19 protein-coding genes are annotated in these 23,537 nt (G+C 45.8%); 18 read left to right on the top strand and 1 reads right to left on the bottom strand.

The features are described from left to right. Positions 1-209: 209 nt before the first annotated feature. From M2444_RS17850 to M2444_RS17820, 7 genes are all read left to right on the top strand, one after another. A complete protein-coding gene (locus M2444_RS17850; protein ID WP_280787655.1) occupies positions 210-1,232 on the top strand; it encodes an ABC transporter substrate-binding protein in 1,023 nt (340 codons plus the stop codon). A 53-nt stretch (positions 1,233-1,285) separates the two neighbouring features. After that, complete coding sequence (locus M2444_RS17845; protein ID WP_094868902.1) at positions 1,286-2,062, top strand: ABC transporter ATP-binding protein; 777 nt, start codon at positions 1,286-1,288, stop codon at positions 2,060-2,062. Next, entirely contained in the window at positions 2,062-2,898 is an 837-nt protein-coding gene (locus M2444_RS17840; protein ID WP_094868903.1) for an ABC transporter permease, read from the top strand. The genes M2444_RS17845 and M2444_RS17840 overlap by 1 nt, the downstream gene beginning before the upstream one ends. Before the next feature lie 95 nt (positions 2,899-2,993). Next, on the top strand, positions 2,994-3,980 hold the full coding sequence (locus M2444_RS17835; RefSeq protein ID WP_094875173.1) for an aromatic acid exporter family protein: 987 nt from the start codon (positions 2,994-2,996) through the stop codon (positions 3,978-3,980). A gap of 165 nt (positions 3,981-4,145) precedes the next feature. Beyond that, entirely contained in the window at positions 4,146-5,168 is a 1,023-nt protein-coding gene (locus tag M2444_RS17830; protein WP_094868905.1) for an HD-GYP domain-containing protein, read from the top strand. 225 nt (positions 5,169-5,393) lie between these two features. Continuing rightward, entirely contained in the window at positions 5,394-5,951 is a 558-nt protein-coding gene (locus M2444_RS17825; RefSeq protein ID WP_036687755.1) for an outer spore coat protein CotE, read from the top strand. Between the two features lie 566 nt (positions 5,952-6,517). After that, positions 6,518-7,510 carry a putative amidoligase domain-containing protein gene (locus M2444_RS17820; protein WP_179283561.1) on the top strand — a complete coding sequence of 331 codons (993 nt, stop codon included), beginning with the start codon at positions 6,518-6,520 and terminating at the stop codon, positions 7,508-7,510. A 101-nt stretch (positions 7,511-7,611) separates the two neighbouring features. Here M2444_RS17820 and M2444_RS17815 read toward each other — a convergent pair whose 3' ends face one another. After that, positions 7,612-8,409, bottom strand: a complete 798-nt coding sequence (locus M2444_RS17815; protein WP_280787654.1) for a GNAT family N-acetyltransferase — start codon at positions 8,407-8,409, stop codon at positions 7,612-7,614. Positions 8,410-8,783: 374 nt separating this feature from the next. On the opposite strand from M2444_RS17815, the gene mutS reads away from it, so the two are divergent. The 11 genes from mutS to M2444_RS17760 all read left to right on the top strand — a co-directional run bounded on the left by mutS (position 8,784) and on the right by M2444_RS17760 (position 23,514). Further along, entirely contained in the window at positions 8,784-11,537 is a 2,754-nt protein-coding gene (gene mutS, locus M2444_RS17810) for a DNA mismatch repair protein MutS (RefSeq protein ID WP_280787653.1), read from the top strand. Positions 11,538-11,569: 32 nt separating this feature from the next. After that, positions 11,570-13,555 carry a DNA mismatch repair endonuclease MutL gene (gene mutL / locus M2444_RS17805; protein ID WP_280787652.1) on the top strand — a complete coding sequence of 662 codons (1,986 nt, stop codon included), beginning with the start codon at positions 11,570-11,572 and terminating at the stop codon, positions 13,553-13,555. A gap of 42 nt (positions 13,556-13,597) precedes the next feature. Further along, complete coding sequence (locus M2444_RS17800) at positions 13,598-14,377, top strand: class I SAM-dependent methyltransferase (protein WP_094868910.1); 780 nt, start codon at positions 13,598-13,600, stop codon at positions 14,375-14,377. Further along, entirely contained in the window at positions 14,367-15,347 is a 981-nt protein-coding gene (gene miaA, locus M2444_RS17795) for a tRNA (adenosine(37)-N6)-dimethylallyltransferase MiaA (RefSeq protein WP_280787651.1), read from the top strand. Before M2444_RS17800 ends, miaA begins: the two co-directional genes overlap by 11 nt. A gap of 19 nt (positions 15,348-15,366) precedes the next feature. After that, entirely contained in the window at positions 15,367-15,606 is a 240-nt protein-coding gene (gene hfq / locus M2444_RS17790) for an RNA chaperone Hfq (protein WP_042128368.1), read from the top strand. A 139-nt stretch (positions 15,607-15,745) separates the two neighbouring features. Next, a complete protein-coding gene (locus M2444_RS17785; protein WP_280787650.1) occupies positions 15,746-18,316 on the top strand; it encodes a transglycosylase domain-containing protein in 2,571 nt (856 codons plus the stop codon). Between the two features lie 207 nt (positions 18,317-18,523). Next, positions 18,524-19,078: a ribonuclease FAU-1 family protein gene (locus tag M2444_RS17780; protein WP_042128364.1), complete on the top strand. Its 555-nt coding sequence runs from the start codon at positions 18,524-18,526 to the stop codon at positions 19,076-19,078. A 4-nt stretch (positions 19,079-19,082) separates the two neighbouring features. Then, complete coding sequence (locus tag M2444_RS17775) at positions 19,083-19,739, top strand: YdcF family protein (RefSeq protein ID WP_280787649.1); 657 nt, start codon at positions 19,083-19,085, stop codon at positions 19,737-19,739. A gap of 93 nt (positions 19,740-19,832) precedes the next feature. Continuing rightward, on the top strand, positions 19,833-20,798 hold the full coding sequence (locus tag M2444_RS17770) for an AAA family ATPase (RefSeq protein WP_042188887.1): 966 nt from the start codon (positions 19,833-19,835) through the stop codon (positions 20,796-20,798). Between the two features lie 40 nt (positions 20,799-20,838). Further along, on the top strand, positions 20,839-22,128 hold the full coding sequence (hflX, locus tag M2444_RS17765; RefSeq protein ID WP_094875167.1) for a GTPase HflX: 1,290 nt from the start codon (positions 20,839-20,841) through the stop codon (positions 22,126-22,128). Between the two features lie 132 nt (positions 22,129-22,260). Further along, positions 22,261-23,514, top strand: a complete 1,254-nt coding sequence (locus M2444_RS17760) for a methionine gamma-lyase family protein (protein ID WP_094875166.1) — start codon at positions 22,261-22,263, stop codon at positions 23,512-23,514. The last annotated feature ends 23 nt before the right edge of the window (positions 23,515-23,537 follow it).

The following is a 23,537-nucleotide window of genomic DNA, read 5'->3' as shown; positions in this document are numbered from 1 at the left end:
AGTACTCGAATGCATCCCCTTAGGTAAAACGTTTGCACAGATACAAAAACAGCAAATGAATCGATATTTATCCATTATTTCAATAAAAGTCGCTAGTATCATGGTTATTCTCGGATTTCCCTATGTTATTGAAGGTTTTAACCTTTTAGTAGGCATCTGCATATGCTTTAAGCAAGGGCGAAGGACCCGGTAAGAAAGGAGAATGAAGAATGAAGATTAGGAAAAAGCTGTCATTGTCGCTCATGATCATTACTTTATGCTTTTCAGTGCTTGCCGGTTGCGGCGGAAAGTCAGAGTTGGTGAAGGTGAAGATTGGTGAAGTCACCCGTTCTGTCTTTTACGCACCCGAATATGTTGCCTTATCTCAAAATTTCTTTAAAGATGAAGGGCTTGACGTAGAGCTGCAGACGATACCCGGTGGAGATAAAACCATGACTGCTCTCCTCTCAGGTGCCATCGATGTTGCATTGGTAGGTTCAGAAACCTCCATTTATGTGTATCAACAGGGTTCAGATGATCCGGTCATTAATTTTGCACAGCTGACTCAGAGGGATGGAACGTTCCTGTTTGCCCGCAAGGCTGACGGAGCGTTTAACTGGGATAAAGTAAAGGGTTCTACCTTCCTGGGGCAAAGAAAAGGTGGAATGCCACAAATGGCAGGTGCGTTTACTTTATCTAAAAAAGGAATAGATCCAACAAAAGATATAACCTTGATCCAAAATATTGATTTTGCCAATATTGCTGGTGCTTTTGCTTCAGGTACAGGCGATTATGTGCAGCTATTTGAACCACAGGCTTCAATCTTTGAACGTGAGGGCCGAGGGGAAGTAGTGGCTTCGTTTGGTGTAGAAAGCGGCTATTTACCATACACCGTATTTATGTCTAAGAACAGTTATATTAGTAAAAATGGAGACACGGTGCAGAAGTTCACAAATGCGATCCAGCGTGCACAGCTTTGGGTGAAGGAGCATAGCCCAGAAGAAATTGCGGATGCGATTATGACTTATTTTGATAAGACGGATAAAGACATCGTAGTTTCAGCAGTCAAACGGTATAAAGAACAAGATACCTATGCGGTTAATCCAATTATTGATCAAGAAGAATGGAACAATCTGCTTGATGTCATTGATAATGCTGGTGAGCTTAAAGAACGCATTCCCGCTGACAAAATCGTGAATAACAATTTTGCTGAGAAAGCAGAGAAGAGCATAAAGAGCAGCACTTCAAAATAAGAGAGAACCGAAGATCCTAAATAAGATGTGTAAAATTGAAGGAGGGGCTGACAATGCTTCCAGTAGTGCAATTAAAGGGAGTAACGCATGCCTATCTTGGCGACCGAGAAGCTTCACTGGCCGTTGAGGACCTAAACCTTAATGTCGAGCAAGGAGAGTTCGTTAGCTTAGTGGGACCAAGTGGTTGCGGCAAGACGACTCTTCTATCGATTATTGCAGGACTGCTGCAGCCCTCTCAAGGCGATGTATTCGTAAATGGCCAGCCCATTACGGGTCCCTCACCAGAGGTTGGGTATATGCTGCAGCAGGATTATCTTTTTCCTTGGCGGAGTATTCTGGACAATGCCGTGCTAGGTCTGGAGCTGACTGGAAGCTTGAACGAGGAGAGCAGAAAGCGGACTTTGGAGCTTCTTCAAGAGATGGGTTTAGAGGGAAAAGAGAACGCCTATCCTTCTCAGTTATCAGGTGGGATGCGCCAGAGAGTCGCTCTGGTACGTACCTTGGCTACGAATCCTGGACTGCTTCTATTAGACGAGCCGTTCTCGGCGCTTGATTACCAGATCAAATTACAGCTGGAGGATTTGGTCTCTGAGACCTTACGCAGCAGGGGAACGACTGCAATCTTAGTCACGCATGATCTATCAGAGGCTATTGCAGTAAGTAGCAGTGTTATTCTTCTACAACGAAATCCAGGGAAGATCCGTAAAGTATTTTCAGTGCCAGAGCAAATTCGGTCAGCACCTCCGCTGTTTGCGCGAGATCTGCCAGGCTTTTCGGAGCTTTTTCATGAAATATGGAAAGAGATGGAGATTGCAGGGAGGGAAAGCTAATGAGGCATACGGAGCAATCGGGATTATTAGCTTCCCGTGAACAGTGGCTGCAGCAAATGCACGGAAATTATAAAAAAAAGAAGCACCGCTGGCGTAATCAGGTGATGGTCGTAAGAAGCAGCCTGTTACTTCTGTTTTTTGTTCTCTGGGAAGCAGGGGCAAGGATGGGATGGATTGATGAGCTATTATTCAGCTATCCCACAAAAATCTTCCGACAGATTTGGGGAGATATGGTTAGTGGAAGCCTGTGGCCACATCTGGGGATGACGGTAGGTGAGACTGCGGTAGGCTTTGTACTGGGAACGCTGCTAGGGACACTGCTCGCTGTAATTATTTGGTGGTCTCCTTTTTTATCCGCAGTGCTTGATCCGTATATGGTCGTATTTAACAGTATGCCGAAGGTGGCGCTGGGGCCGATTTTTATCGTCATGTTCGGAGCCGGATTCACTGCTATCGTTGTTACTACTTTATCTATAACGGTAATTATTACGACGCTTGTTGTATACAACAGTTTTTGTAGCGTGGACCCGAATCTGGTCAAGGTGGTTCGCTCTTTCGGAGCTTCCAGAGTTCAGGTGTTCTTTAAAGTGATTCTCCCAGCTTCATTCCCAACGGTGGTATCCACCCTAAAGGTGAATGTAGGGATGTCATGGGTAGGGGTTATTGTAGGGGAGTTTCTGGTCGCTAAATCGGGTCTCGGATATCTGATTATTTATGGTTTTCAGGTGTTTAATTTTACGCTCGTAATGTCCAGTCTTTTGATTATCGCGGCCGTGGCTACGGCAATGTATCAATTAGTGGTATATCTTGAGAAGCGATTGTTATCCCGGCGATGAACCTTATGTAATATTGTGTCTGTACACAAAATCTTGTAACATGTCTATATCTTTACCTATTTATTGGGTTAGTGCTTGTAAGGAGAGATAAGGCTATGGGATTTCGTGTGATTAAAACAGCAGCAGCTACGTTATTATCCGTACTAGTTGCATCTGCAGTAGGTATACCTAATGCGCAGAGTGCAGGCTTGCTGGCAATTTTGGGTGTAGAGGTTACTTTGAAAAGGAGTTTCCGAACGATAACGGCTCGTTTTTTAGCCTCGCTCGTGGGACTCTTTTTTGGCTGCATCCTATTCTGGCTTCTAGGGTTCCATTACTGGGTGCTAGGGCTGTATGTACTCATAGGCTTCCCGATGATTGTAAAGTCTGGCTACAAAGAAGGGATTGTCACCAGCTCGGTTATCGTGTTTCGCGTGTTTGGACAAGCTGAACTATCGCTTCATGTCCTGTTGCAGCAAATAGAGCTTCTGGCTATTGGGCTCGGTTCAGCAGGGCTGGTAAACTTGATTTACATGCCTCAGACTAGTGGAGTCATTTATGGAATCCGTAAAGAAGTGGATCGCTATTTTTCGGTTATTTTTACCCAGATGGCCCGAACGCTTCGAGATCCTGCGTATATTTGGGACGGCAAAGAATTAATTGACGCAGATAATGCAGTACAGCGGGGACTAACGGCCGCTACCCGTGAAATGGAGAATCATGTTATTCATCCTGATGAAGCATGGAATGTTTATTTCTACATGCGGAAGGAGCAACTGGAATCGATTCAAAGTATGGTGCAGCTGCTCTCTCAAGTGTATCGCCATTTACCACATGGGGAGATGGTTGCTGAGTTATTTGACCAGCTTAGCGGGGATGTGCTTGCGGAAGAATATACTGGACGAACTGAGCATTTACTGGACGAGTTGACACGAGAATTCGAAGAAATGGATCTGCCAGAGACACGTGAGGAATTTGAAGTGCGCTCAGCTATCCTTCAATTATGCAGGGAACTGGCACTTTATTTAAAGATCGCTAAGCGACATAAAATCCCGGTCAGTTACAAGCCGGAGAAACGTCTGAAGATTCGAAATAAGGCTTAAATTGAGGCTTTAATAAACTGAAGTATTAACTATCTCTGTCAAAATCACGATAAGATATGTATGAGCTAAAAGTTGATCACAGGATATGATTAACGATTTTATGGTGAGTTCAAATAATAGCAGGAAGTTCGGTAGGCGAATTTTCCGCATTGGCAGGTGAGGCGTATGGATAAAGTTATGGAATCATTTATAGGAAAACAGCTTATAGCTAATCTTTTTAATGACAAAGGAGTATTTGTTTTACCCGCATTGACTTTATTAAGTGCTGAGCATATACGATTAATCCATCAACATAAGATCACGCTAGAGTCTCATGACGTCGTACAGCTGGATAGCGCGGAATTTTTCCAACTTGCAATCGATGATTGCACAGCTGCAATAGAGAATATTTTTGAACAGCTTCGTCAGAACAAAAACAAACGGATTCCTATGCTTGAAGTTCGAAATGAAGTCATTCCGTTTATCCAGCAGGTAAGCGAAAAGAATGACTTCTACGGCGTATTGGCTGCCTTGCAGTCCAAGGATGATTATACATACAGACATAATGTAGCGGTTGGTATTTTATCTACATTGCTAGGTAAATGGCTAAAATTAAAGCCTGAGGATTTAAGTATGCTAACGATCGCAGCGACCCTTCACGATATCGGAAAAATGAGGATTCCGGATGAATTATTAACCAGGCCGGGCCCGTTGACCGCTGAAGAGTATCAGCTAATGAAAAAGCATACGACCTATGGTTACGAAATGATCCGGGACACTATTGGAACCAATCATTTGCAAGCGCTCGTCGCCCTGCAGCATCATGAAAGAATGGACGGGAGTGGTTATCCCTTCGGCGTACTTGGGAATCGGATCACTGATTTCAGTAAAATTGTTGCAGTAGCAGATGTGTTCCATGCGATGACATCCGACCGGTTCTATCGTAAAGCTTCACCTCTTTATGAAGTGTTGTTGCAGATGGAGGAAAGCGTATTTGGCAAGCTTGACCCTTATATTTGTAGAGTCTTTATTAATAAGTTAATGCAGTCAATGATAGGGAATGAAGTGGAATTGACAGATGGACGGACAGGAAAAATCATTATGATTCTTGCTACTGATCCACTGCGTCCCCTCGTGAATATTGATGACGATTTTATTGACCTGAGCAAACATAGATCTATTGGTATTGTGCGCGTAATCCCGCAATAACGGGCTTTATAAAGGTTTTTTAACGTTCAGAACGGATATGTATTAGGCTGGACCATTTTTATAATCTACTCATATCTGTACAAATTTTGAAATAAAATGAACTATAAGTCTCCTGATAAGACGCTCTGGAGGGCTTACTCAAATTTATTTATAGACTAACAATCAACAAATGCCTAGAACCTGCATACACTTGATAGTGAATGATTGTATGGAGGAGGTTTAAAGATGTCATTAAGCCATAAACGTCAAACAAGGGAGATCATTACGAAGGCAATTTGCGGCAAAGGTCGTAAGTTCTCTACAGCAACCCATACCGTGACTCCGCCACATCACCCGACTAGTATTCTGGGGGCTTGGATTATCAACCACCAGTACGAAGCGGTTGCCGCCGGGAACGGAATCGAAGTAATTGGTACTTACGATGTAAACATCTGGTACTCGTACGACAAGAACAAGCAGACCGAGGTAGCTAAGGAAACGGTCTCCTATGTGGAGCTCATTCCGCTTTCGTACCTGGACACGAGACACCGCACTTCTACCGTTGAGGTCTCTGCGGAGGCAACGCAGGAACCCAACTGTGTAGAAGCGGGCGTATCGCCAGGCGGAGGCAGTGTGACGCTTCGCGTAGAGCGCGAATTCGAGGTGGAGTTGGTGGCTGAGACCAAAGTCCGTGTGTATGTCACTGAGCAAAGCGATGATCCGGAAGACAAGGATTATGATTTTGAAGGTGATAGCTTCGATTACGATGATCTGGACCCTGACAATCTGGATGATGAGCTGTAAGGAAGGATACGCCGCCGCTAACTGAGTACTGATGGGTTATGGTCCATTATATGTAGGGAGGGCGGCGGCGTAGAGGGCGAATGCCCTCCTTTTTTTTATTTATTTTTAGAATTAAAAATGGAATCAGAGCGGATTATGAACAACTTGATTCGTATGAATGGGCAAGAAGTGCTAATGCAGGGCTTTCAATCTTAGGCTGCGATGGATGGAGGGTCAGAAGGATGAATGAGGGCTTTAAGGTGTATTCGGGATTATCAACAGCACAGAGAGTGTCCAGATTATTACGGAGTGGGATTGAAGCGGCTCTTACTTCGTCTAGTAAGCAGGAACTATTGCAAATGAAGGGCTCAGAAGTATCTCTGCGGAGAAAACAGATCACTGGTGAAAGAAATCGCTTAGAAGTTACATATGATTCTCTGTCTTCCCATAAGGCCCATAAACAGTGTTATAACATACTCGTGTATAATTTGAGTGTTCTGCAGATCACTCCACTAGGAGCAGGTCCGGGTATGCGCGCAGCCTCCGATGTGCTAGCCGGGGCTGTACCAGGAGAGTGGCGTGGAGTAATGAAATTACTTCAGCGTATTGCGGTCCGGACTTTGTACAGCTTGGGGCTGGATAGCGGTGAGGTCGTGCTGAGGGCAATGGGGAACCGGAGGTATGTCGTGGAGGGAGTCACTCCACTACTACAAGGTTCCGGCAAATCATTGCCAGAGCCTTACCGTTCCGCAGCATTAGCGCTGGAACGTAGCCTTGCTCTGGAGCAGCCAGGCCGCAGCGGCATGCTCATGGGCATGGACCCGGAGTTTATCATCCTCCGGGAGTCCACAGGCCGCGTCGTGCCTGCGTCGCGGTACCTGCCCACGGACGGCGTCGCAGGCTGCGACGCCGGACCTCCGGGAACACGCGGCGCGTTCCCGGTCGCCGAGCTGCGCCCCCAGCCGCGCGGGGAACCGCGCGCGCTGCTGGCGCAGCTGATGTCCGCCGCGGCTACGGCGGACCGGCTTATCGCCGACCGCTCGCTGCGCTGGCGGGCGGGAGGCATGCCGCTGACGGGCTGGGCCCTCGGCGGCCATTTGCACTTCAGCGGCGTGACGCTGACGGCGCCGCTCTTGCGCGCGCTCGACAACTATCTCGCGCTGCCGATGCTTTTGCTTGAGGACGTCCGCGCGGGAGCGCGTCGTCCTCGTTACGGCGTGCTCGGCGATTTCCGGATTCAGCCGCATGGCGGCTTTGAGTACCGGACCTTGCCGAGCTTCCTGGTATCCCCGGTCATCGCTAAAGGCGCGGTCTATCTGGCTCACCTAATCGTGAGCCATTATGAAGACCTGACGCTGCGCCCGCTCGACCGGGAAGAACTGCATATCGCCTACTACGGAGGCGATAAATCCCCGCTGCGCGACGCAGTACCCCCTCTGCTGGCGCAGCTGCGCTCTCTAGGCGGCTACGAGAAGGCAGCCCAATACATAGAGCCTTTATTTCAGTATATCGCCGCTGAACGAACTTGGGATGAATCTCGCGATATCCGTGAGCTGTGGTGCAGCAAAGTTAAAGCTTGAGAATATTAGAAAGTATAAGTTTTTCACATCTCCCTTATATCTAATATTTCTCGCATAACGTTTACCGTCCTAATAAGAACGCCGAGGGCGTTTATGCTTGTCTACATGTACACGATGCTCCAAGAACCGATATCTTGGAATCCAAGTCGTTTGTATATGACCCCGGCATGAGGGTTGTCATAAAAGAGGCATAAAGTTTTCCCTTCAGAGAGTAAGTCTGTGCATAGCTGTGCAACTACGCTTGTAGCTAATCCTTGCTCTCTGAATGCTTGATGAGTGGCAACCCCTACGATCATAGCTGACATGGAATTTTCCGCTGATGTTGAGGCCGTTGTAATCACTTGATCTTCACGTTTCATGTAATATGTGCGGCCAGTGCCAGTAGACAATGTTTTACGTAGGCTTGTCCTCGATCCATCCCGACTGCTTTCAAACTCTTCGATTGTATCTGTAAGCGAACAAATCGCCTCCACATCCTGAATGGTTGCTCTATTAATGTCTTCAGCGGAAGAAGAGTACCGTTTAATTTTGGAGTTCATTTCCTTTAATTCAGCAAAGTACAATTGCTTTTCTTGTTTAAAGTTAATTACTCCGTCAAAGGCTTTTACCACTTCGGTTACACCGGAAATCATATGGATATCGTTATCTTGTCGCATGATTGTTGCGAATCCTTCCACATCAAACGGCCCATCTGCGTAAGGAAGATAGCTTCTATAGAAACGTAATAGAACGGCTTTTATAAGGCCATCAGATGGATCTATCTCTCCCCACAATGCCATAAAATCCTGTTCAAACCCGAAATTCTCTACATCTCCAAGGATGAACAAATTAAGAGCAGGCTCTTTTTGTAGCAACGCCATTAGAAGTTCCCGGTCATCCTCCGTAAGTCTTCGTATCATTTGATATTCTCCTTTGATTTTCTTATGATTTAACGCTCTGTGTTAAGATTCTACAATATTAAAATGCAGAAGAATACACCTCTGTCTAATGAATAATGGATGCTTGAAAGATAAACAAAAGGTACTACCCTTTGAGCTTCAGTAATAGTGTCGGATTTTGTGTTTTTTTGTCTGAGGACCGAGAAGAATGAACTTTTAAGCGGTTGCAGGGTGATTTTGTATAAATTTAAGATAGTATAAGTTTCACCCTATACATAATCCTTATATTTCTCGCACAAACGCTTAACGTCCTTAAAGGGACGCCGAAGGCGTTTTTGCTTGGCCTACTTTCTGTTATAATGGAGGACAGCAATAAATAGGCTTGGAGGTTGACCATGGCACAATATACGCCGATGATTGAGCAATATTTAAAAGTGAAGGAAGGGGCAAAGGATGCCTTCCTATTTTTTAGACTGGGCGATTTCTATGAAATGTTCTTTGAAGATGCCATTTTGGCTTCCAAGGAGCTTGAAATTACGTTGACAGGTCGCGAAGGCGGGGGCGCAGAGAAGATTCCGATGTGTGGAGTACCTTATCACGCCGCCGAGGGTTATATTCAACGCCTGATTGAAAAAGGATATAAAGTCGCTATTTGTGAACAGTTAGAGGATGCTTCTGTCACAAAGGGAATGGTGAAGCGGGATATCGTACGTGTCGTGACACCTGGAACGGTTATGGATGGAAAAATCATTGCCGACAAAAGCAACAATTATCTTGTTTGTGTAACCGAAAGTGATGGGATGATGGCATTAGCTGCATGTGATTTAACTACAGGTGAATTGTATGTTACTTCAGTTTTATCTGGTGCAGAGTGGCTGCGCGATGAGATTGGCATTTATGAACCGGCTGAGATCATCGGGGACCCGACGTTATTGGAGCTTTTACGTAGTGAAACGCCTCTGTTGGCGAAACCTGTTGTGTACACACCTTGGGAGAAACGTGAGGAGGAGCTGGCACGTAGACAATTCGGTGAAGCCGCATGGGTTCGTCTGGAGAAAGAACGTGGACAATGTCTAGCGCTGCTAATCTCCTATCTAAACGAGACGCAACGGCGTTCAATGGGACAACTTAGTCAAATTTCTCCTTATGAACCAGGTAATTATATGATTCTTGATCCCTTCACACGCCGGAATCTGGAGCTGACAGAGACGGTCCGAGAACGTTCTAAAAAAGGATCTCTTCTGTGGCTGCTAGACCGTACCGAAACATCCATGGGTGCGCGATTGTTACGTCGCAGAATAGATAAACCGCTGTTGCAGCGCGCTCCGATCGAACGCCGCCTAGAAGCAGTTGATTATTTGTACAATCAGTTTATTGTTCGAGAGGACCTGCGTTTAGCGTTGAAGGAAATTTATGACTTAGAGCGGCTGGTAGGTCGTATTGCCTTTGGTAGCGCGAATGGTCGTGACATGAATGCCTTAAAGCTATCGCTGGCACAAATCCCTGCTTTGAAGGAATTATGTATGACTTCGGGATCTGCAACCTTACGCGAGATCGGTGCTAGCATGGATGAATGTGCCGAGATACGGGAGGATATAGATCGAGCAATTGTTGAAGATGCGCCGGTGTCCGTGCGAGACGGAGGGATTATCCGTTCTGGTTATCATGCCAGGTTGGACGAGCTGCGGGAAGCTAGCAGTAATGGTAAACGTTGGATCGCCGAACTGGAAGCGAAAGAACGGCAAGCCACAGGTATCAAATCATTGAAGATCGGCTATAACAAAATCTTCGGTTATTTCATAGAGATCACCAAATCCAATCTGGCTTCGTTGCCGGAAGGGCGTTATGAACGTAAACAGACGCTTGCAAATGCAGAGCGATTTGTTACACCTGAGCTTAAAGAGAAAGAGGCTCTGATTCTTGAAGCGCAAGATAAAATGACGGATTTGGAGTACAGCCTGTTTACTGAACTGCGTGATCGAATCAGCGGCCAAATTCCGCGACTGCAGAATCTTGCGGAAAAGGTAGCTGAGATTGATGTGTATCAATGTCTGGCAGCCGTCAGTGCCGAGCATCGCTTCGTAAAACCTGTCCTATCGGATGGGTACGGTCTCCGGCTTGAAGGTGGTCGTCATCCTGTCGTGGAGGCTGTGTTAAAGGATTCGGCATTTATAGCAAACGGAAGCACGCTAAGTAAGGAAGAAGGAAATATTCTTTTGATCACCGGTCCTAATATGGCTGGGAAAAGTACTTATATGCGGCAGGTTGCACTTATTTGTATTATGGCTCAAATTGGCTGTTTTGTTCCGGCCGCCAGTGCGGAAGTTCCGCTTATTGATCGAATCTTTACACGTATTGGGGCAGCTGATGATTTGATCGGAGGTCAGAGTACGTTTATGGTAGAAATGGCCGACATTCAGGTCATGACAGAAAAAGCAACAGCCAGGAGTTTGATTATTATTGATGAGCTTGGAAGAGGAACCTCGACCAGTGAGGGCATGGCGATCGCACAAGCGGTAATTGAGTATGTGCATGATACCATTTCTTGTAAAGCTTTAGTTTCGACGCACTTTCATGAATTGGCCCACTTGGAAGAAAGTCTTAAGGGGCTTAAGAATTACTCTATGGCCGTACAGGAGAGCGGGGATAAAGTAAACTTCCTGCGTAAGCTTGTTCCGGGAGCGGCAGACAGTAGCTATGGGATTTATTGTGCACGCCTAGCAGGGCTTCCTGAAGGGATCATTGATCGTGCTTACGGTCTGCTTCAGAGTATCGAGCAGGCGGCTCATCCAGGTGGTTCCTCTATTCATTATGGGGGTGGACTAGAAAGTCAGGCCGCTGCAAAAGAGATCGCGACTACATCTATCCAACAACCCGAAAATGTCATCGCAGAAACTTCGGGCATTCCTGCGGACTCCTATTCATCAGTAGCAGATGAAGTAGTTCAACTGTCTATCTTTGGCGAGGAAGAACCGCGTAAGAATCGGAAAGGTAATGCGAATCAGTCGGCTGTAGTAACTGAAGTACAAGAGGATCCTGCGATAAAAGAATTCATCACTTCTGTGCGTAACGCAGACCTTATGAATATGACTCCGCTTCAAGCTATGAGTCTGCTGAACGACCTGAAGATGAAAGCAAAGGATCTTTAATTATTGATTGCCTAAATAAGAGGTGAATGAAATTGGCCAAAATTCATATATTGGACGAGCATATTGCCAACCAGATTGCTGCAGGTGAAGTTGTAGAGCGACCAGCTTCTGTTGTGAAGGAGCTAGTTGAGAATGCTATTGACGCAGGAAGCACAAGGATTGAGGTTTCGGTGGAGGAGGGCGGTTTACAGAGCATCCGAGTAAAAGATAACGGCTCGGGGATCGAGCCTGAGGATTGTGAGACCGCCTTTTATCGTCATGCCACAAGTAAAATCGCTAATGGGCGTGATCTATTCCAGATCACTAGCTTAGGGTTCCGTGGTGAGGCACTCCCCAGTATTGCTGCGGTATCCAAAGTCTCTCTTCTAACGGCTACTGCCGATGACGGCAAAGGACGCCTGATTGATATTGAGGGTGGTAATTTAATTCGGAATGAGGATTCCCCTTCGGGCCGCGGGAGCGATCTAGCGGTGCGTGAATTATTTTTTAACACACCGGCACGGCTGAAATATATGAAGAGTATCCAGACAGAGCTTGGTCATATATCGGATGCCATGTATCGAATGGCGCTTGCCCATCCGGGAATCTCTTTTACCTTGCATCATAATGGCAATCAGCTGCTGCACACGCTTGGTAATGGTGATCTGCTGCAAGTGATCGCAGCGGTGTACGGAACCTCCGCAGCCAAGGCTATGCTGCCGATTACGGCAGAGGATTTGGATTATCGTATTTCTGGTTATATAAGCCGTCCGGAATGGACACGCTCAAATCGAAACGCTGTCACTACCATTGTGGGAGGACGATATATTCGCAGCAATGGTCTGAACGCAGCGATCATGCGTGCTTATCATACTTTGCTTCCGATTAACCGCTATCCACTGCTGGTGCTCGAACTGGACATGCATCCTTCACTTGTGGATGTCAATGTTCATCCAGCTAAGCTGGAGGTTCGGTTTAGTAAGGAGAATGAGCTATACACGTTTGTTGAACAAGAAATTCGTAAAGTGTTGTTAGGGCAAAGTTTGATCCCGCGTCCAGGTAAAGAAACCATTGGGCCAAAGGGCAGCAGTTCATTTATACAGGAGCAGTTTGCTTTTTCTAAAGGGTCAGTTCCGGTACCCCCACCGTCTGAGGTAGGCAAGGATTCAGTTCCTCAGGGATCTGGTAGTTCCTTTAGTAGACAACAACCATCAAATGTTGAGCAGAGCGCCAGTGAGTTCAGAAAAGAGGGGCAGATTGATACTCCGATGACCCGTGAAACGGCTCCATCCTATGGGTCAGGATACCCGTCTTCCTCTTCGCAAGGACGTCAAAATAATGTAAGCAACAATTATGCTAATAGCTATCGCCCGCAAGAGAATTTAAGCTCGCCCAAGCAGATTCTTTCTGCGCAAGCGATATGGGCACCGCCAGCCGAGGAAGAAGCTGGGCTTCCTGCCTTCCCGGAACTAAATTATATCGGACAGCATCATGGGACTTATATTATCGCTCAGAATGACGGCGGGCTGTATCTCATTGATCAACATGCGGCTCACGAACGCATAAATTACGAGTTTTTTTACGAGAAGTTCGGTCGTCCTGAAGACGCTTCTCAGGATCTGCTTTTGCCAATTACGCTTGAGTTCACGCCTTCGGAAAGTCGTCAGCTTAGTGAACGTCTACATTGGTTTCAACAGGCTGGAGTGTACCTAGAACATTTTGGAGGTCAGACTTTTCTGATTCGATCTTTGCCGTATTGGTTTCCTGAAGGCGAGGAGAAAGCGATCGTAGAAGAAATGGCGGAGTGGGTCTTGAGTGAACGATTGATTGACCTAGCAAAGCTACGAGAGAAATCGTCTATTCTATGCTCGTGTAAAGCCTCCATCAAAGCCAACCAGAAACTAACAGAACAGGAAGTCGAGGCGTTGTTGTCTCGTCTGGCAGTATGCAGACAGCCGTATACTTGTCCACATGGGCGTCCGATTGTGATTTCTTTTTCATCCTATGATTTAGAGAAATTGTTCAAACGGGTGATGTAATTGTACGATTAGAAATTTGTTGTAAGTATGACTGGAGGCAACATGATTATAACTACGGGTTATAGCCCGATAATGGAAATTGTAGAGCGAGCTCAGCATCTCGCAGAGAGAACGGGCTGTAAATACGCTCCACGCGAGAAATTCTCCATACCCAAGATGGTGGAACATTACGGAGATGAGGATATACTAATTATTTCTCAAGAAGCCGTTCGTTTACACCGTTTAGGGATGGAGCCAATGGAGTTTCACCCAAGCATGGGTTTCGTTCGTGCGAAACGGATTCTGAAGGGTGATATAGAACCGATGCTTGTCGCTGCTCGAATGCTTCCCGGAGATAGCGTACTAGATTGTACAGCGGGTCTAGGCGCTGATTCCTTGCTGTTTGCTGTGCATGGGGGGGAGTCCTCGGTGATAACCGCTCTGGAGAGCTCATTGCCGCTGTACGCGCTGCTCTATGAAGGGATGCGGCACTATACCTCTGGACAAGTAAGGGTAAATGAGGCCTTGCGTAGAATTAATGTCGTGCATAGTGAACATTTAGACTACTTACGTGCGCAACCGGATCGAAGTATAGATATTGTGTACTTCGATCCGATGTTCCGCGTGCCACTGACTGGTTCAGCTTCGATTTCCCCGTTGCGGCAGTTTGCTAATCGTGCAGCGTTATCACCAGAGAGTGTAGCTGAGGCAGTGAGAGTTGCTCGTAAAACTGTTCTTTTGAAAGAAAAGGCTCTGAGCGGCGAATTCGAGAGGCTGGGCTTTACAGAGCTGCTCCGGAGCAACTCCAAAACATCGTACGGGGTGATACACATTGACAACTAAAGAGAGACATAAGGTTCTAGTCTTACTAGGACCAACAGCTGTTGGTAAAACCAGGTTAAGTTTGGAGCTTGCTGCTGCATATAACGCAGAGATTATTTCTGGCGATTCGATGCAGGTTTATCGTGGTATGGATATTGGTACAGCTAAGATTGCTCCAGCTGAGATGATGGGAATTCCTCACCACCTAATCGACATTCATGATCCACAGGACCCATATTCTGCTGCTGAATTTCAGGAACAAGGGAGCAGACTTATCGAGGAGATAAGCAGTCGTGGGAAACTTCCATTTATTGTTGGTGGAACGGGTCTCTATATTGAGTCCTTGTGTTACGGTTTTCAATTCTCTGAAGCTGTGGCTGACGAAGCTTTCCGGAAAGAACAGGATCAATTTGCAGAAGAACATGGAGCGCTTGCACTGCATGCCAGACTTGAAGCCGTTGATCCGGTCAGTGCAGCGAAATTGCATCCGAATGACCGTCGAAGAATTATACGGGCACTGGAAATTCATCACCAGACAAATACCACACTTTCCGCTTCTCATGCAGCTCAAAAGAAGGAGTCGCCCTATGACTTAGGCCTTATCGGTTTGACAATGGACCGGAAAATACTATATAAACGTATTGAGGACCGAATTGATAGCATGCTTGCGGATGGTCTTGTTGCTGAGGTGAAGGGACTGCTGGAAAACGGCTACAGCAGAAGCCTTGTGTCCATGCAGGGATTGGGCTACAAGGAGATTGCCGCTTACCTCGCAGGGGAACTGACGCTTGAGGAGGCTGTGATACTGCTTAAACGCGATACTCGCCGATTCGCCAAAAGACAGTTGTCATGGTTTCGCCACATGAAGGAAATCGAGTGGATCGATGTCGAAGGTGAGCAAAACTTTTCTGAGAATTTCTCGAAAATACGTGCTATAATAGCAGGAAAGTTTCTCTCAGGTCTTGAATATACTTCTGAACAATATAATTGAACCATTGGGGGTACGTCATATGAACAAGTCCATTAACATCCAAGATACATTCTTGAACCAACTACGCAAAGAAAATATCCCTGCTACAGTATATTTGACCAACGGCTTTCAAATCCGGGGAATTATTAAAGCATTCGACAATTTTACAATCGTTATTGACAGTGATGGACGCCAGCAAATGGTGTATAAGCACGCGATTTCCACCTTTACACCACAGCGCAGTGTGTCGCTTATGCAGGACAATAGTAACGAAGAATAACATTAACAAAATTGAAGTGAAACCTTTCTTGTTAATAAATCGTTTGAATAGAGTGTGAGAGAGCAACCTGAGAAGGTTGTTCTTTTCATTCAGAGAAGTCCATACATGATTTATTCAAGGAAGGGAGTCAGGAGGCATCATGTCTAGAGATGATACATCAAGGACGAACAACAATAGAAATAGAGGATCGTCCGGTTCCAATTCAAAACCAAAACCGAAAAGTAAGAAGAAAAAGAAGTTTTTGACTAAAAAGCGTGTGCTGTGGAGCTTGTTCTTTGCTACAGCTTTGGCCATTTTCTGTGCGCTTGGCGGTTATCTGTTCATTATGCTGAATGGGCAAAAACTACTCCTAGAGAACCAAGATAAGCTAACTGTTAATGAAACGACAAAAGTATATGACCGCAATGCTAATTTAATCGGTGAATTATCACTTGAGAAAAGTGATCCTGTAGAGTATGAGAAGATTCCACCGTTATTGATCAATGCCTTTGTGGCTACGGAAGATAAACGCTTCTTTGAGCATTCTGGTGTGGATTTATGGTCAATCGGCCGGGCAGCGGTAAAAGATATTGCTGCACGCAGCATGGTAGAAGGTGGTAGTACCATTACTCAGCAGTTGGCCAAAAACATCTTTTTGACACGGGATAAAACATTTTTCCGTAAAGCCACTGAGGTGTCCATTGCTGTAGCATTGGAGAACCAGAAATCTAAAGAAGAGATCATTACGATGTACCTGAACCGAATAAACTTTGGGGGTACGATCTACGGAATTAAAGCAGCATCGGAAAGATATTTTGGTAAGAGTAATCTGAATGATCTTAAGGTTTGGGAAATTGCGACATTGGCTGCGATGCCTAAGGGGCCGTCGCGTTATAACCCTCTGCGTAATCCAGAGCTTTCAAAGGAACGACGCGCAGTAGTACTTCAGCTTATGAATGAACAAGGGTATATTACGGAACAAGAGAGAGACGAAGCACAAGCCGTGGATTATAATTATAAGCCACCTGAAAAGAAACAGCGTTATCAAGCTTTTATTGACTTCGCTGTGGAAGAAGCAGAAGAAAAGTTTGGACTATCCGAAGATGATCTGAATATTGGTGGTTACAAGATTTACACTACCATGGATAAGCACGCTCAAGAAACCGTAGAGGATGCTTTTGCAGACAGTGATAACTTCGAGAAGAGTGTAGACGATGAGCTGGTACAAGGTTCTATGACCATCGTGAATCAGGAGAATGGCGGCATTGTCGCACTTCTAGGTGGACGGAATTATGAGAAAAAAGGCTACAGCCGTGTAAATGGCAGCCGACGTTCTCCAGGTTCAGCCTTTAAACCAATCGTTGCTTATGCTCCAGCACTGGAAACTGGAAAGTACGACATGTATTCTACGTTAAGCAACGAGAAGCAGTGTTTTTCTAACTACTGTCCAACTAACCTTCACGGGTATTCCAAGAGCATCAGTATGAGTGATGCTATACAGAAATCAGAGAATATTCCTTCGGTCTGGTTGCTTAATGAAATTGGAGTGAATACCGGATTTAAGTTTGCTAAGAAATTGGGGATTGGACTGGAAGATGAGGACAAGAACCTCTCTTTGGCTCTCGGTGGCATGAGCAAAGGAACGAATACACTGGAAATGGCACAAGCCTACAGCGCTTTTGCAAATGGCGGTGAACTTCGAGAATCGTATTCCATTAAATCGATCACTGATAGTAGTGGAGAGACCGTCTTCAAAGCAAATATTTCACCTGAGCGTGTTATGAGTCAGGAGACGGCTTTTCAAATGACCGAGATGATGCAAAAGGTTGTAGAGAGTGGTACGGGCAGAAAAGCAAGGATTGATCGTCCAGTTGCTGGTAAGACCGGTACGACTCAAAGTGGATATTCTGGAATCAGCTCAAACCGTGATGTTTGGTTTGTGGGCTACACACCTGAATGGACAGCTGCGGTGTGGATGGGTTATGACAAGCCAAGCAAGAAACATCTGCTTAAGAATAGCAGTGGGCTTGCCGCAGCATTCTGGGGTAAGGTGATGGAGGAAGCGTTAAGGGATGTTCCTAAGAAGTCCTTCCCACAGCCGGACAATGAAATCCCTCCTGCACCTACAGAAACACCTGAGCCAGCTAAGAATGTTAGTGGACTTACTGCAGCTTATGATCCATCTACGATGACAGTAAATCTAAGCTGGCAGGCAGTTCCTGTTGCAGGTGTAGAATATCGTATTTATCGCAGGGAGACATCCGAGGCTGATTTCGGTTTACTGTTAAATACGGTCACGACTAGTGCAGGAGACTTTAGTGCTATGCCTGGTCTGGTTTACGAGTATTATGTTACTTCCTACGATCCTGCAACCCAAGTAGAAAGTGAACCATCGAATGTGGTAACTGTCGCTGTGCAGGATGAGATGCCAACACCTGAGCCAACCATTGATCCTAATCTTCCGACACCAACCCCTGAGAATGGTGGAGATAATGGCTGGGATAATGGCAACGGTGGTAATAATGGTGGTGGTAACGATGGAAGCGGGAATAATGGTGGAACAGGAACCTTGCCTGAGTTCACTACGCCTCCACCGTCAGCAACACCGATACCTACCGCTCCGCCAGATGTACCTTCTGGAGGCGGAAGTTCGGGGAATGACAGTGGTAATGCAACACAAAGCCCTGATCAAGAGGCTAGTAATGTGAATGGCGATACTTCTGTTCAATAGTGACGCTTTGAATTTATGAAGTTAGCTTTTCTTTTCCTGAGGCTGTCTCAAAAGTAGTGAATGCTACTTATGGGACAGCTTCTTTTTTATAACTCCATATGTTCTATTATGATCAGTGATAAAAATTTGCTGTATTTTGCGGGATGTTTTGAGTGTATCCTCTAAATGTGGTAAGCTGAAGAAACCATACTGGAGAGGGTAATTTCTATGAAACGTAAATTCGGAGACCGGGCCAACTGGCGCCGGATTACGCGTCGCCATTTTGCCTGCCGCTATGTGGAGAGCCGGGAATTCAGCGGATATATTACGCTTTATACCATCTACGGGCTGAAAGAACCACTGTGGAAGAGCTATGGACGGCATACATATCGTATTGCGGATAAAGGTTATTCCTGGCTGCAATATTTCCCCAAAGACAGTCACTATATTGTGACGGCTATGTTCGACGAACGGCAAAATATCATTCAATGGTACATAGACACCTGTAAGGTTCAAGGTGTCACAGACCAAGGCGTTCCATGGTTTGATGATTTGTATCTGGATGTGGTTGTGCTTTGGAACGGCGAGGTGTTCTTGCTTGATGAGGATGAATTAGAGGAAGCGCTGGAGAGGGAAGATATTTCCGAAAGTGATTATAAACTCGCCTGGGAGACAGCCAATACTATTTTACGCGGCATCGATGCTCATGCTTTCCCTTATTTCTCACTATCTTTGAAGCATCGTGCCGAATTATTTCATCATGGAGAATTCAGGAGGAAATAAAGAAATGGAATGGTACGTCTACGGAAGAGGTTCTTCCCCGATTCGGATTGTTTCCAAAAAACGAAAATTCTGGACTAAACGAACGTTGTTTGTTGCTTTAGCGTTTATTGTAATTGCTGGATTGTTGTGGTGTGCTTATGCGTTAAACAATATAAACAAAGCTGCCACGACAGATCCTATGCAAAAGGCGGATGTTGGGATCATTCTTGGCATGTCGATGTGGGGGGATGAGCCTAGCCCTGGTCTGAAGGAACGGCTGGATTACGGGCTGAAGCTTTATCAAGAAGGAATGTTCCCGCATCTTATTGTATCTGGTGGTTTAGATAAACCTGATTTACAATACACCGAAGCTCAAGGAATGCGTAATTATTTGGTTGCTAAAGGCGTGCCAGATAGCGCCATTTACGTAGAAAATGAAGCTACCAGCACTTACGAGAATCTTTTGTTTAGTAAAGAGATTATGGGACGTGAGGGTTTGTCTTCGGCAATAATCATTACGCATACTTATCATGGGTGGCGGGCTCATGAAATTGCTGACGAGCTTGGATTTGTGAATTCTGAGCTGGGACTTACAGAATCCACCGTTCTATCGATGACAAGACATAAAACACGTGAGGTTCTAGCCTATACGAAATGGAAGCTTCAGCAGCTATTCCTGTGATTTGTCCAAAAAATCCCGAATCTTCTAATAACACTTCATTTACTGGAATAGACTTGATTAGAGAAGTCAGCCCTGGATAATGAGGTGATACCGATGAGCGGACGCGTAGCAGCGGCCAGTGGACGGGAGGAAGAAAGACCGTCCCGACAAATCAATATTGTATTGCGGAGTCAAGAGCCTCCGGCTATAACAAACCCTTCTGGAGAGAGTCGGCCGGTACCTCCCAAAAATCACGGCCACACTAGCCTGTTCCAAGAGTTAACGCAAGAATTGGAAGGTTTAGTGGGTCTGGACAATATCAAAGAGCTAGTCTTTGAAATCTACGCCTTGTTACAGATTGCTCAAATGCGAACTGAGGCAGGCCTTGCAAGCGGCGGGCAAGCTTATCACATGGTTTTTAAAGGGAATCCCGGAACTGGCAAGACAACCGTGGCTAGAATCGTAGCTAAGCTGTTCCAGCGTATGGGTGTACTGACCAAAGGACATCTCATTGAGGTGGAAAGAGCCGACCTTGTAGGAGAATACATCGGTCATACTGCACAGAAGACTCGCGACCTGGTAAAAAAGGCTTTGGGCGGTATTTTGTTTATCGATGAGGCTTATAGCCTTGCTCGCGGTGGAGAAAAGGATTTTGGAAAAGAAGCGATTGATACGCTCGTCAAGGCCATGGAGGATCATCGCAGTCAATTTATACTTATCTTAGCAGGGTACTCTGGAGAGATGGAGTATTTTTTGATGAGCAATCCCGGATTGCCTTCACGGTTTCCGATACAGGTCGAATTTCCTGATTATACGATCGATCAACTGCTGCAAATTGCTGAACTGATGGCTAAAGATCGCGACTATATTTTGATGCCACAGGCGATACTCAAATTAAAGCAGCATTTGTTAGTAGAGAAGACGGAGAGTCTTCATGCTTTCAGTAATGCGCGGTATGTTCGCAACGCCATTGAGAAAGCTGTTCGGGGTCAGGCTGTAAGACTGTTAAACCAGTATGAAAGTACCAGCCCTGGCAAGCAGGAATTAATGACGCTTCGAACTGAGGATTTCAAATTATGAACTACAGGATACTATCACCGTCATAAGGAGCATGACATACATGGCAATAACTACGCATGATACGGAAACAGATGTACAAGATCGGGCGATATTGGTAAGTCTCGTCACAGATAAAATTAAAAGAACCGGAATTGATCCGGAACTTTCACTACAGGAATTAGTACAATTAGCTGAAACGGCTGGAGTTGAAGTTCTGGATGTGCTGCGTCAAAACAAGGAAACGCCTGATTCTAGATGGTTTATTGGTAAAGGTAAAGTAGAAGAGCTACGGATGGCTGCAGATGCTCTCGGCGCTAATACAGCTATCTTTGATCAAGAATTGTCCGGAGCCCAAGTACGGAACCTTGAGGAGGCTCTGGATCTTAAGATTATTGACCGGACGCAGCTTATTCTGGATATTTTTGCGGGGCGTGCGAAGACGCGAGAAGGAATTATTCAGGTAGAGCTGGCACAATTGTCCTATCTGTTACCTCGGCTTTCCGGCCAGGGGAAGAACTTATCCAGACTAGGTGGAGGAATTGGTACCAGGGGGCCGGGTGAAAGTAAACTGGAAACCGATCGCCGACATATTCGTGATCGGATTACAGAGCTGAAACGCCAGCTGGATGAGGTTGTTAAGACTCGTGAGCTGCATCGGGAGCGTCGCCGCAAGGCAGGAGCGGTGCAAGTCGCACTTGTTGGGTATACGAATGCAGGGAAATCAACGCTGCTTAAGCAACTAACCGATGCGGATGTCTATATTGAAAACCAGTTGTTTGCCACACTGGATCCTACTTCTCGTGTACTTGAGCTAGCAGGTGGTAAAGAAGTTGTGCTTACGGATACTGTAGGCTTCATTCAGAATCTTCCGCATGATCTTGTCGCATCTTTCCGTGCAACGCTGGAGGAAGTGAATGAGGCCAATCTGGTGCTACATGTGGTGGATGCCTCTTCGCCAATGCGTGAGGAGCAGATGGAGATTGTCCAATCCATCTTGCAGGATCTAGGTGCATCTGGTACTCCGCAAATCGTACTTTTTAATAAAATTGATCTATGTCAGCCTGAGCAACTGGAAATGTTGCCTACAGGTACAGGGTACTTGAAGATCAGTGCATTTAATCCTGAAGATTTAACTCGAATTACCGAAATGATCGCCGATGAACTGGCTGGCGACACACTCAATTTCCGCATTCCCGGAGACCGAGGAGATATTTCTTCCTTGCTCTACAGGGTGGGAGAGGTTTTGGAAACAACTTATGATGAGAACGATGTGCTCTATAACGTTCGTCTCAATAAAGAGGATTATGAAAAATGGGGTTACATGCTTGCTGATTTTGTAGACCAGCAGTAATCTTGTCAGTCATTCCTAAAGTGAAATGCTTCGTTTATAGGTATAAAATAATAGCTAATCTAGAAAGCGTCAGTTTACTGCCGCTTTCTGTCATTATGATGGCAAGTAAATGTAAGGAGCGAATAAGAACGAATGGTAGTTTTTGCAGAGGATATTTTGAGCGCGGCAGAGGCCGCAGAAGTTGAAATAGAAGGCGCTGTCAAAGCCCTTGATCGTATTGTAGATAAGAATCAGTGGAAGGTTATAGAAGCATTCCAGCGTCATCAAGTCAGTGATTTTCACTTTGCCGGTTCAACGGGGTATGCGTATAATGACCGTGGCCGTGAAGTGTTGGATCTTGTCTATGCTGACGTTTTTGGTGCGGAATCTGCTCTGGTGCGCCCGCATTTCGCTTCAGGAACACATACCATATCAACAGCCCTGTTTGGAGTACTGCGTCCAGGAGATGAGCTGCTATACATCACAGGACGTCCGTACGATACCTTACATAAGGTGATTGGTCACCTAGGGGATGGGACAGGTTCTCTCGCAGATTTCGGAATTACTTATCGAGAGGTCGCTCTTACAGCAGATGGTAAAATCGATTGGGATGAGGTAGCTCTCGCTATTAACGAAAATACTAAAGTGATTGGTATCCAAAGATCTCGAGGATATGATTGGCGTGCTTCTTTCACGGTAGCTGAAATTGGTGAAATGACTTCGAAGGTAAAGGTATTAAAACCGGAAGTGATTGTCTTCGTAGACAATTGTTATGGTGAGTTTACTGAGGAGCTTGAGCCACCTCAAGTTGGTGCAGATCTAGTGGCTGGCTCCTTAATTAAGAATCCAGGTGGAGGCATTGCTGAGACGGGCGGTTATATCTGTGGCCGACAGGATCTCGTGGAACTGGCAGCTTATCGATTAACTGCTCCTGGCATAGGTGGTGAAGTAGGCGCTATGTTAGGAACAACTCGTGGGCTTTACCAAGGGTTGTTTATGGCTCCTCACACTGTCGGACAAGCTTTAAAAGGGAGTGTTTTTGCTGCATCCGTATTTCAGCGTTGCGGTTTTGAGACAAAGCCAGCGTGGAATGAGCCTCGTACAGATTTGATTCAGGCGGTTTCCTTTGATGGACCAGAACACTTAATTGCCTTTGTTCAGGGCATACAACGCGCTGCGGCTGTGGACAGCCATGTGGTACCAGAGCCTTGGGATATGCCAGGTTATGAACATCCTGTTATTATGGCTGCAGGTACGTTTATACAAGGTGGAAGCTTGGAGTTATCTGCAGATGCGCCTATACGAGCTCCTTATATTGGCTATATGCAAGGTGGATTAACCTATTCACATGTTAAATATGGCGTTTTGATGGCACTTCAAACTATGCGTGAAAGAAAATTGCTGTAAGAATATCTCACATACCATTGACA

Source organism: Paenibacillus sp. PastF-3 (genome assembly GCF_029893135.1).
In the GTDB taxonomy this organism is placed as follows: Bacteria; Bacillota; Bacilli; order Paenibacillales; family Paenibacillaceae; genus Paenibacillus_AQ; species Paenibacillus_AQ nitricinens.
Note: the sequence above shows the minus strand (reverse complement) of the source record. Positions and strands in the feature narration are given on the sequence as shown.